The 10431-nt window shown below is 29.7% G+C and carries 11 protein-coding genes; all 11 read left to right on the top strand.

Translation table 11 applies throughout. The features are described from left to right. Positions 1-148: 148 nt before the first annotated feature. The 11 genes from HM986_RS17350 (at position 149) to HM986_RS17300 (ending at position 10199) form a co-directional block, all read left to right on the top strand. Entirely contained in the window at positions 149-724 is a 576-nt protein-coding gene (locus HM986_RS17350; RefSeq protein WP_317167408.1) for a DUF6705 family protein, read from the top strand. A gap of 167 nt (positions 725-891) precedes the next feature. Beyond that, complete coding sequence (locus tag HM986_RS17345) at positions 892-1686, top strand: cation transporter (protein WP_162838496.1); 795 nt, start codon at positions 892-894, stop codon at positions 1684-1686. 169 nt (positions 1687-1855) lie between these two features. After that, positions 1856-2449 (top strand): hypothetical protein, encoded by a 594-nt coding sequence (locus tag HM986_RS17340; RefSeq protein WP_179314797.1) that lies wholly within the window; start codon positions 1856-1858, stop codon positions 2447-2449. A gap of 148 nt (positions 2450-2597) precedes the next feature. Continuing rightward, positions 2598-3236, top strand: a complete 639-nt coding sequence (locus HM986_RS17335; RefSeq protein ID WP_179314807.1) for a tetratricopeptide repeat protein — start codon at positions 2598-2600, stop codon at positions 3234-3236. Positions 3237-3404: 168 nt separating this feature from the next. After that, complete coding sequence (locus tag HM986_RS17330) at positions 3405-6194, top strand: tetratricopeptide repeat protein (protein WP_179336310.1); 2790 nt, start codon at positions 3405-3407, stop codon at positions 6192-6194. Between the two features lie 714 nt (positions 6195-6908). Beyond that, on the top strand, positions 6909-7478 hold the full coding sequence (locus tag HM986_RS17325) for a DUF5677 domain-containing protein (RefSeq protein WP_179336309.1): 570 nt from the start codon (positions 6909-6911) through the stop codon (positions 7476-7478). 38 nt (positions 7479-7516) lie between these two features. After that, the gene (locus HM986_RS17320) at positions 7517-7738 is read left to right on the top strand and encodes a hypothetical protein (protein WP_179336308.1); all 222 of its coding nucleotides are present in this window, start codon (positions 7517-7519) and stop codon (positions 7736-7738) included. 145 nt (positions 7739-7883) lie between these two features. After that, on the top strand, positions 7884-8261 hold the full coding sequence (locus tag HM986_RS17315) for a DNA topoisomerase IV (RefSeq protein WP_179336307.1): 378 nt from the start codon (positions 7884-7886) through the stop codon (positions 8259-8261). Between the two features lie 58 nt (positions 8262-8319). Then, complete coding sequence (locus tag HM986_RS17310) at positions 8320-8640, top strand: hypothetical protein (RefSeq protein ID WP_179336306.1); 321 nt, start codon at positions 8320-8322, stop codon at positions 8638-8640. Positions 8641-8798: 158 nt separating this feature from the next. Then, positions 8799-9488 carry a DUF6896 domain-containing protein gene (locus HM986_RS17305; protein WP_179336305.1) on the top strand — a complete coding sequence of 230 codons (690 nt, stop codon included), beginning with the start codon at positions 8799-8801 and terminating at the stop codon, positions 9486-9488. A gap of 459 nt (positions 9489-9947) precedes the next feature. Further along, positions 9948-10199 (top strand): hypothetical protein, encoded by a 252-nt coding sequence (locus HM986_RS17300; RefSeq protein WP_218841465.1) that lies wholly within the window; start codon positions 9948-9950, stop codon positions 10197-10199. The last annotated feature ends 232 nt before the right edge of the window (positions 10200-10431 follow it).

Below are 10431 nucleotides of genomic sequence, written 5' to 3'. Positions count from 1 at the left end.
TCTCTAATCTAAAACACGTTATAGTTCTCCTCTTTTTCTAGTTAAAGATATTTAATACAAACTAAAGAAACACGTTGTGGTTAATTTGAGAAAATCAGATAGCATACATCCATATCTATTTTTCATAAGAACTAATTAATAATACTAAATGAAAATTTATTTAATTATATTATATCTATTCTGTATTAACAATTTTGTTAATGCTCAACAGAAAATCGTGAAATTAGGCTCATTTCCTGATGGGATTACCGAATTATCCAAAAACGATACTATTTACTATAAAGATTTAAACAAAAATCTTGATAAATATATTGGAACGTGGAATTTTGAGAACGATAGTGTTTATTTCCAAATTATTATTGATAAAAAAGTAAGAATAGATAACTTTCCGAAAGTGAACATAATGTCTGACGAATTAGTATCTGAATTTATATACAAAAATAAAGGTATTGAAATCTACAACACAAAAATTGAGGATAGCTACATAAGTGGAAATGGTATTTTTTCAGAAAATAAGATTTCATTACTATATGATGAACCTACTGAAAATAATCATATTAGATATAAAAATGCTGATTTAATAATAGAATATATACCTGATAAAATCCCTAAACTTTTATGGGTTAGAAAAAACTATCAAACATGCAAAGGAACAGGAGAGAAACCTATTTACGATATGTCTGATTTTAAAATCCCGGAAATAATGCAATTAACCAAGCAATAAAACTAACCACAACACCGTGTATAATTAATTGCTTTGGCAAGTGATTATTTGGAAAATTCCTTCGGAATTTTCTCGCGTTCGTTTTTGTTTACTAAATTAGTTGCTTAACCACGCAACTAACCATACACAAAACCGTTGTAAGTAATGCCTAAAAACCCAGAAACCGAGTGAATAAAACGATATTTGAAATTACCAAAATGGACTGTCCTTCAGAGGAAAATCTAATCCGAATGAAATTGGACGGAATTTCAAGTATTGCGAATCTGGACTTTGATATTCCGAATCGAAAATTGACTGTTTTTCACAGCGGAGAAATTGACCAAATCGAAAAGTCAGTTATCGAACTGAATTTAGGCGGAAAAAAAATCTCAACGGAACAAACCGACCAAACGGAATTTAAAGAAAACGCAAACCAAAAAAAGCTACTTTGGTCTGTACTTGCAATCAATTTTGCTTTTTTCATTATCGAAATGACAACAGGAATTATCTCAAAATCAATGGGACTTGTTGCAGACAGTTTGGATATGCTTGCCGACAGTTTCGTGTACGGAATTAGTTTGTTTGCGGTTGGAGGAACTATAGTTAAGAAAAAGCGGATTGCAAAACTTGCTGGATATTTTCAAATTACACTTGCGATTATTGGATTTGTGGAAGTTTTAAGAAGATTTTTCGGAGACGAGAAATTACCCGATTTTTCGACAATGATTATCGTTTCGATTTTTGCACTTATCGCAAACGGAATTTGTCTTTACATTTTGCAAAAGTCAAAAAGCAAAGAAGAGGCTCATATGAAAGCGAGTATGATTTTTACATCAAATGACGTGATTATCAATTTAGGAGTAATAATTGCTGGAATTTTGGTAAATTGGTTGAGTTCGAGTAAACCTGATTTAATTATCGGAACAATCGTTTTTATTTTGGTAATTCAAGGAGCGTTTCGGATTTTGAAATTAAGTAAGTGAATGAAAAAAGCACTACTTACAACAACGTATATAATCCATTGCTAATGAGAGCCTACTTACGAAAATCCTCGCGGATTTTCTATTTGGTTTTTATTTGCTAAATTACGTGCTAAACCACGCAACGTATCATATACAAAACCGTTGCCAGTAATGTAAACTCAACCGCAATATGATAGACAAATTTTTGAAAGCTAAACATTGGCAACTATTTATTTTAATGTTTGGAGTTCCAATTATATTTCAGATTATAATAATGACTTCAATGTTTTCCAATATTGACTCAAATGGAAATCCAGAGCCAGCTACAATGTTTAATTCATTCAAATTATTTCCTATAATTATGTTTATTTATATGGGATTTTTCTTTGGTTGGTTTTGGTCAATTGGAATTGGATTACAGAAATATATTCCTAATGAAATACAATTAAAATTAAAGAAATTCAAAATATTCTTTTTCATCCCTTTAATTTATATAACATTTTTTTTAACCTTAATTGGAACAACTATTTATGGAATTTCTTCTGGAGATAGAACTGTTGGTGGAATAATTGGAAAAATGATGTTCTTTATTTTACCCTTGCATTTATTCTCTATGTTCTGTATGTTTTACCAATTATACTTCGCTTCCAAAACAATAAAAACGGCTGAATTGAAACGAGAAGTAACTCTGAATGATTATATGGGCGATTTTTTTATGATTTGGTTTTTTCCGATTGGTATTTGGTTTATACAACCGAGAATAAATAAGATTGTGGAGGAATAAAACACTACTGGCAACACCGTGTATAATTAATTGCTTGGTTCTTGCCTACTTGCGAATATTCCTGCGGAATATTCACGGGTTCGTAAAAGTTTGCTAACTTAGTTGCTTAACCACGCAACTAACCATACACAATCACGTTAGCAAACATATGAGACAAACTATCTGCATATCATTAATTCTAATACTATTTAGCTGTAATTCCGATAATGAAAAAGAAATTGCGGAATTATTTAAGCAAGTAAATGATAATAGAATTTCGGGTAAAAAATATGATGCTATTAAAGATTGCGAAAAAATCATTTCGTTAGACAATTCGAATATTGATGCTTATCGTGTTATGTCTGAATTATCTTTTGAAACTCTCGATTTTCAAAAATCTTTAGAACTGAATAAAAAACTTACCGAACTTAAACCAGACGCATATCAATACTTTTATAAAACTGGACTTTTACTAGAAATACTAGATAAGAAAAAGGAGTCTGAATTATATTATAAGAACGCACGAGAGGTGTTTTCTAAAAAAGAACAAGAATATTGGCTAAAAACTGACACGTTAAGTATGGCTTCTATGTTTATGGAAATAGGCGATAGTCTTAAAAGCAAAGAGTTACTAGAATTAGCAATTAAAAGAAAGCCTACTGATTCTATGTATTTTAACGTTCTTAAAGAGTTTAATAATTATAGTCACATTCAAAATATAAATCAATTAAAAAAAATAATGATGGAATCTAAATATGCCGAAACATATAATAATGGAACATCAAAAATAATCAAAGTGGAAAATTAATACGTTTGCTAACACCGTGTATAATTAATTGCTTGGTCTCTGCTCATCTGGAATATTCCTTCGGAATATTCTCAGGTTCGTAAAAGTTTACTAAATTAGTTGCTTTACCACGCAACTAACCATACACAATCACGTTGTGTGTAATGTAAAAAACTCTAATAAAGAATCATGTTCGAATATATAAAACAAAGAATTGTAAAAAATTTAATAGAGGAAATTGAATGTCTTAGTCCTACAAATTTAGAATTAGTTGGAAATAATTTAGTCTCTATAATAGAGGAACAAAAAATGATTCATCACGGTATTAATAAAGATTATAAACCTGCTGGTTACACAGTTGATAGCTTTAGTAATAATTCTAAAATTATAGCAGAATATAGTACTGAAAAAAACTACTTTGAAGACTCATCTAAAAAAGACGAGACAGTTGCAGTTTATAAAAAAATTGAAAAAGATATTGAACACGCTTATAGTCACAATGATTCAAATAAACTTGATAAAATATACTTAATAGCTTCCCATGAAGAACCTCCATCATTTAGAAAAAAATTTAACAAAACTCCTATCGGAAAAAGACATGGAGCTATTACTACAATTTTTGACAGCCGTGAACTAGCAAAACTTATATATGAACAATCAATAAAGTTTCCAGATTACGCATCATATTACAAACCGTTTTTCCCTGGATTTTCGCAAAACTTAGATAATTATGAATATTATGGAAGAATTCCATCATTTTGTGATAAGCATATTTCTGACTACCATGCCATAGAAAAGGTCAAACATCATTTATCCAATAATGATATATGCGTAATTTCAGGAATCAGTGGCTCTGGAAAAACACAATTAACTATTGATTATATTCATAATGAAAAAAATAATTTCGAGAATTACCTTTGGATTTCAGGTGACGACTGGAAAAAAAACACTTCTCTTTCAAGTATTCAAAGAACAAGAGGTGGTTCACCCGTAAATATTGCAGGTTTATTTAATTCATCTAAAACAATATTAGTAATTGACAACCTAAATAGAATTCTCAATGATAATGACACGTTGGAATTATCTCATGGTTTTTCTATAGGAAGTAAACTTATTGTTACATCTCAAATATCAAGGACTAATAAAATATACCTTTCAATTCCTGAGTTTTCAGATGATGTTTCGTTACAAATACTAGGTGAAATCCCTAGTAGAGAATCTCAAATTTGTAAAAATGTCGTTAAATTATGTAATTGCTCACCTCTAATTTTATCAACAATCAGAAACCTTGTAGATGAAGAAGGTATTGAAAGGAATGAATTATATAATGAAGTTTTAAAGTATCCCAATGATATACATGATAACAATGGAAAATCAATAATGAGCGGTATTCTTGGTAAGCTAGAACCTAACTCATTAAATGCTCTAAAAAAGATTGCTAACTCTGGTTCTCCAATTCATGATTCTGAATTTTTGGGACAATATATAAAAGTATTAAATAGAACTAACCTCCAACGTATTTCTATATTACTTCCTGCAAATATTCCAAATTGTTTAAAAATTCACGACTTGGTTTATACAGCTGTTCAAGATAACCTAAACTCTAAAGATATTTCAAAGGGTATTGAAAATTACATTGCAAAACACAATGCTTCAATGTCACCTAGTCTTATAAGACAAATCCATTTATCTTATAAAATGTTATTACGAGAGTATCATTCAAGAGATAAAAACAAACCTGATTGGATAACATATTCCCTTCTTCAAATTGAAGAAGGAATAAGGGATGAAATTCAAGAATCATTACATAATAAAACCATAGTTGAAGATATGGACTTATCTTCAATCAAATGTTTAGTAGATTCAAAAGAAGCTCATGCTTATTCTATTGAGAATAAAGATTCAAGAAACACTTATTTTAAAGATTGTATTAATGAATACGAAAATATTATTCATAAAATTTCGAATGATGAGATAAAAATTGAAATATTACATCATTTAGGCAAAGCATATAGACGTACTGGTTTGGCACAAGAAGCTTTAGATAATTTTTTAGAACTACTAAAAATAGATTCTAATATGCATGCTTCATATCTTCAAATAGTGCATCTAGGCTCTCAATATGAAGTAGATGAAAAATTTAAGAAAATAGGAGCTGAATATTTAGAAAAATTATTAGTTTCAATTACAGAAGATTACACAACTGTTCCTTTGAGAGTATCATTAGGTACTTTTGCTAGATTACGCTCTTATAAGGAAATAAGCAAAAGAGTTAATCAAAATAAAGAACGAGTTAAAAAACTTGCAAATATTATTGTAGTATCATCATTTGAAGGTTTTGGTCAATTTTTTGAAGCGTTTGTTTCTTTTACTTCTGTTTTTAATTATCATAACAGTTTAGAATGTCTAAATCTCATAAAAACAATTCCTGAACTTCTGACAACTACACCTGAAGTTGTTGATAAAAACAATTGGTTAAATGCATGTGAAGGTTTGACTAATATAGCTCTATCCGCTTTAAGAGAAGAAGATGATGATTTATCACAAAAAATTGCTGATACAAGTATTTTATTCGCGAACAAAATATTTGAAAAAACTAAATTAAGTGCATATGAAGGAAGAGCACTTGCTAAAGCTTATTCAACAGCAAATCTCTATGAAAAAGCACTACTTTCAATAGACAAAGTCCCAATTCAATCACAAGACCATTGGCTTCTTTATCAAAAGTCAAAAGTTCAATTAAAAAATAAAGATTCTAATTGTTATAGTTCTGCCACGAATGCATTTGAATTAGCTAAAAAAGATAATTATGCTAAATCCCGTTTATCAATATATCACGATTTATTAAGTCAATGTGCTGAACTTTACGGAACAAAAGAAGAAGCTAAAAATCAAGCTAAATTTGCATTAGATAAATGTACAGATAACAAATACAAAGTAAACCTTGAAAATCGATTTAAAGAATTAAGTAATCAGTAATAAAACACTACACACAACAATGTATATAAAAAATAGGGCTTTTGTACTAACTCTAAAGTTCTGTGTTTATTTATAAAGTCCGCTAAATATAAAATTTGGTGTTTAAACGAAAAACAAAATATTTATATTTAGCTAAGTATCAAATCCGAAATATAGTGCTTATCAACTGCCCTACTTTTCATATACTAACCGTTGCCTACAATGCTGGAGCAAGTTTGCGGATTAAAAAGGCTTGGTTTTATTTTCGATTTTTTTTTTAGAATTTTAAGAAAGTAAAAACGAAAAAACTATGTTGCGGAATTCTGAAAATTACGCTGAATTCTCACTCAAATGAGGAATGAAAAGCAACGTCGGAATTGCTTACTCAAAATCTGACTGAATTGCTGTACGGAATTTGACAAAATTACGGAAAATTGGAAACGGAACTAAACCTAAAAATAACGTCGGACTTCCACTCTACCGAAAAAATAATAAATCGGAATTTGAGCAAGTTTGAGGAATTGAAAACGAACGAACTTACTCAAACCCTGAAAAGAGAAACATTAAATTACAGTAAGAAAAAAGCACTGTAGGCAACAACGTATATAAAAAATTGCTACTTTTAGCTAAATCAAAAGGTCGTTGCATGTTTGCTACGTCTGAATTTCCGTTGGAAATTCCTCGCACGCAAACCCGCAACTTTACATATACAAAACCGTTGGCAATAATATAAAAATGAACCTCGAAATAGAAATTAAGCACTTAAAAAAACAAGCGGATTACTACAAAGAAGCTATAAATGAACTTTCACCAACTCAAATTGGTTATAGCGAGCTAACCTCAGTAATTGGTCCAATATTGACATTAAATTCGACTACATTACAAAGTATAATACTGCTTACCGAGAACAAACATTACAGAGATTTAATTATTTTATCCCGTCCTTTTTTTGAATCAATAATAAATGTTGGTTTTTTATGTGCAAAAGAACAAAAAGCTGTTGAAAACTCGAAAAAACACGCATATCAAAAAGGTTACAGAGACTTATTTAGAGGTATTGACATTAACGGTTTCAAAATTAAAAGTGGATTTTCAGATTTTATTAAAGAATATGAACAAGCTGCACCAAATGAAATGAAAGAAGCGTTGGCTGAATTTACTACAAAAAAAGGTAAAGAAGTTTCAAGTTGGACACCTGAAACAACTAAAACGAAACTTGAAATTATTGGAAATGAATATGGAGAGTATGTAAATGGGCTTTTAACATTTGCTTTTTTTCTATTTACAGAGATGTTTCTGAAATAATAAATAACAGTTATTATGGTGCTCGAATTTATCTAGGAATGCAACAAAAAGATTTAAGTTCCTTTAAGAGTTCTGAGGAAGCTGCTGAATATTTTGGAAAATATCAAACGAAATTAGCTACTTTTATTATTCAGCAAATTAATATTTCAATTAACTCACTTTTAAACATTTTGAGTCAAAAATTTAAATTAGAAACAACTAAAGCAATATTCGAAAAATCTAATCTAGAACTAGTGAAATATGCTGAAGAACAGAAATAAAATACTATTGCCAACACCGTGTAAAATTAATTGCTGGTTTTAGCCAATTTACGAAAGTCCTCGCGGACTTTCTATCTGTGATTTATTTACTAACTTTAGTGCTTAAAACACGCAACTAATCTTACACAACAACGTTGCCCACAATATGAAAAAACTACTCACATTTATACTTTTGCTTCTGACTTTAAGCAGTTGTGCTCAAGAAAAAAACTGTGCGGAATTTAAAACTGGAAAATTTAAATACGTTGACGAAAAACTGCCATTCGAAATTATAAGAAATGACACTTTACAAATTGAGCGAAATTTAAAAACAAGTGTTGAAATACATACTTCTGTAGAGTGGAAATCGGAATGCGAATATATTTTGACTTATAAAAAAATATTAAATATTAATCGAGATGTAAGTGATATTATCGGAAAGCAAATATTTGTGAATATTTTGGAAACTGATGGTAATAAAATTAAGGTTCAAGCGAAAAGTGATGCTATTGATGACGAATTGGAATTTATTAAAACTGAATAAAGAAAACGTGAAAAAGATTTTTTATTTGATATTGTGTTTGGCCTTAAACTCGTGCTTTATGTTTAAAGAAAACGGAATTGAAGTCAAGATTAAAAACAATTCAAGCGAACCAATTACAAATGTTGAATTTACAACGACTGAAAGGATTGAAATAATAAAAGTTGAACGAATTGAACCGAATGAAAGCATAACTGAATTTCTCTCAATGAAGATAAATAAATCGGATGGAGCATATACTTTGACTTTTAATCGTGCAAACGGAATGAAAGAATTAAGTGGTGGTGGATATTATACAAATGGTGGCTCACTCGACCATTGGGTTGATTTTGAAGTGGAGAATGATACGACTATCGTGAAATTCGATGGACCAATATACTGAAGAAAATACTGTGGGCAACAATGTGTATAATTCATTGCTAGTTATAGCCTACTTACGAAAGTCCTCGCGGACTTTCTATCTGTGATTTATTTGCTAACTTTAGTCCTTAAACACACAACGAAATCATACACTAGACCGTTGGCAACAAGCTGAAAAAAATGACGATAAACATCAAAAAAACTCTTGAAATTGGAAAAGTCCGAGAACTTTTAAATGAAAACGAGACTTTATTGTTTGTTGTGACTGATGAGAAATTAACCAGAAGTTATGTATTAAAATTACAAAAAGAATTGCCTAATTATGTCGTGACTCGAATTGAATGGCTGAATAAACTGAATATTGTTCCAAGTATATCAACAAAAGTAGTTTTAGAAAATATACTTGAATTTCATAATTGTATTGAATTGTTTGATAAAACAGCTCATTCTCTAATGAACCTATTGGCTGAAACGTTCGACATTAATCTGAATAACTCTAATGAGGTTTACGAACTAAAAACCAAAAGAAGCGAAAATCAAAGAGGAGAAATAAATAATGAATGGAAATATCATTTTCACGGAAAAAGTTGCTCATTTACAAACACAAATACCGAACAATTTTTAGATGTTCAAATTAACAACGGAATTGAATTTGGAGAATTAGATACTCATTATTTAATGAAATTTATTCAAACAACAGAGTCTCTGAAAAAAATAAATCAAATTTTAGACAATAAGATTGAGAATATGCGAAAAGTAATTGAAACATTATGGAGTTCAGATTATCTAATTGAATTACCAAATGGAATAAATAATGAATTAATATTAAACCGGAACAAAAAGCCTGTTGCCAACACCGTGTATAATTAATTGCTTTGTTCTTGCCTACTTGCGAAAATTCCTGCGGAATTTTCACGGGTTCGTTAAAGTTTACTAACTTAGTTGCTTAACCACGCAACTAACCATACACAAAACCGTTGGCAATAATATCGAAAACGAAATGCATCCGATTTTAATACTTTCAATAATAGTAATTTGTTTTTGGTCAGTTATCACAACTTTCAGAGCAATTTACCTAATACTAACAAAAGATTTTAAAGGAGATAAAACTACTTAGATTCTAACTGTTATGATTGGATTAATTGGTCCAATAATATGGATTACCAAAGGGAAAAAGTTGATTTCAAAAAATAAAGAATAAATATGAAAAATCTGATTTTAATATTAATCCTAAATCTGACTTTGAATAGTTGCGCACAAGAAAAAAATTGCACAGATTTTAAAACTGGAAAGTTTGTTTACGCAGAAAAAAATCGACCAGAAAAAATTATGCGGACTGATAATCTGCAAATCGAAATCAATTCGGAAACAGGAGTTGAAATATACACGAAAATAGAATGGAAATCTGATTGCGAATATGTAATGACTTATGAAAAGATACTAAATCACCCAAAAGATATTAGTAGCGTAATCGGAAAGAAAATCTTTGTGGAGATTTTAGAAACGAACGGAAATAAAATTAAAGTTCGAGCGAAAAGCGATTCTATGGACGAAAAAATTGAATTTATTAAAACGGAATAAAATACTATTGCCAACACCGTGTATAATTAATTGCTTTGGCAAGTGCTTATTTGGAAAATTCCTTCGGAATTTTCTCTGGTTCGTATTTGTTTACTAATTTAGTTGCTTAACCACGCAACTAACCATACACAACAACGTTGGCATTCATTGGAGGAATGAACTTTCCTGAAATAGGTTGACTAAAAATTAAACCATTAATTATAGTCACTTATGAAAACACAAAATGAACACT

The organism is Winogradskyella costae (genome assembly GCF_013403865.1).
GTDB classification, from domain to species: Bacteria; Bacteroidota; Bacteroidia; order Flavobacteriales; family Flavobacteriaceae; genus Winogradskyella; species Winogradskyella costae.
The sequence above is the reverse complement of the archived record's forward strand: the minus strand, read 5'-3'. Positions and strand labels throughout refer to the sequence as shown.

What these genes read in the sequence shown, in the direction of transcription:
- HM986_RS17300 (WP_218841465.1), top strand. Translation starts at nt 9,948, where the DNA reads ATGCGGACTGATAATCTGCAAATCGAAATCAATTCGGAAACAGGAGTT.
- HM986_RS17350 (WP_317167408.1), top strand. Translation starts at nt 149, where the DNA reads ATGAAAATTTATTTAATTATATTATATCTATTCTGTATTAACAATTTT.
- HM986_RS17305 (WP_179336305.1), top strand. Translation starts at nt 8,799, where the DNA reads ATGACGATAAACATCAAAAAAACTCTTGAAATTGGAAAAGTCCGAGAA.
- HM986_RS17315 (WP_179336307.1), top strand. Translation starts at nt 7,884, where the DNA reads ATGAAAAAACTACTCACATTTATACTTTTGCTTCTGACTTTAAGCAGT.
- HM986_RS17325 (WP_179336309.1), top strand. Translation starts at nt 6,909, where the DNA reads ATGAACCTCGAAATAGAAATTAAGCACTTAAAAAAACAAGCGGATTAC.
- HM986_RS17335 (WP_179314807.1), top strand. Translation starts at nt 2,598, where the DNA reads ATGAGACAAACTATCTGCATATCATTAATTCTAATACTATTTAGCTGT.
- HM986_RS17320 (WP_179336308.1), top strand. Translation starts at nt 7,517, where the DNA reads ATGCAACAAAAAGATTTAAGTTCCTTTAAGAGTTCTGAGGAAGCTGCT.
- HM986_RS17340 (WP_179314797.1), top strand. Translation starts at nt 1,856, where the DNA reads ATGATAGACAAATTTTTGAAAGCTAAACATTGGCAACTATTTATTTTA.
- HM986_RS17330 (WP_179336310.1), top strand. Translation starts at nt 3,405, where the DNA reads ATGTTCGAATATATAAAACAAAGAATTGTAAAAAATTTAATAGAGGAA.
- HM986_RS17310 (WP_179336306.1), top strand. Translation starts at nt 8,320, where the DNA reads ATGTTTAAAGAAAACGGAATTGAAGTCAAGATTAAAAACAATTCAAGC.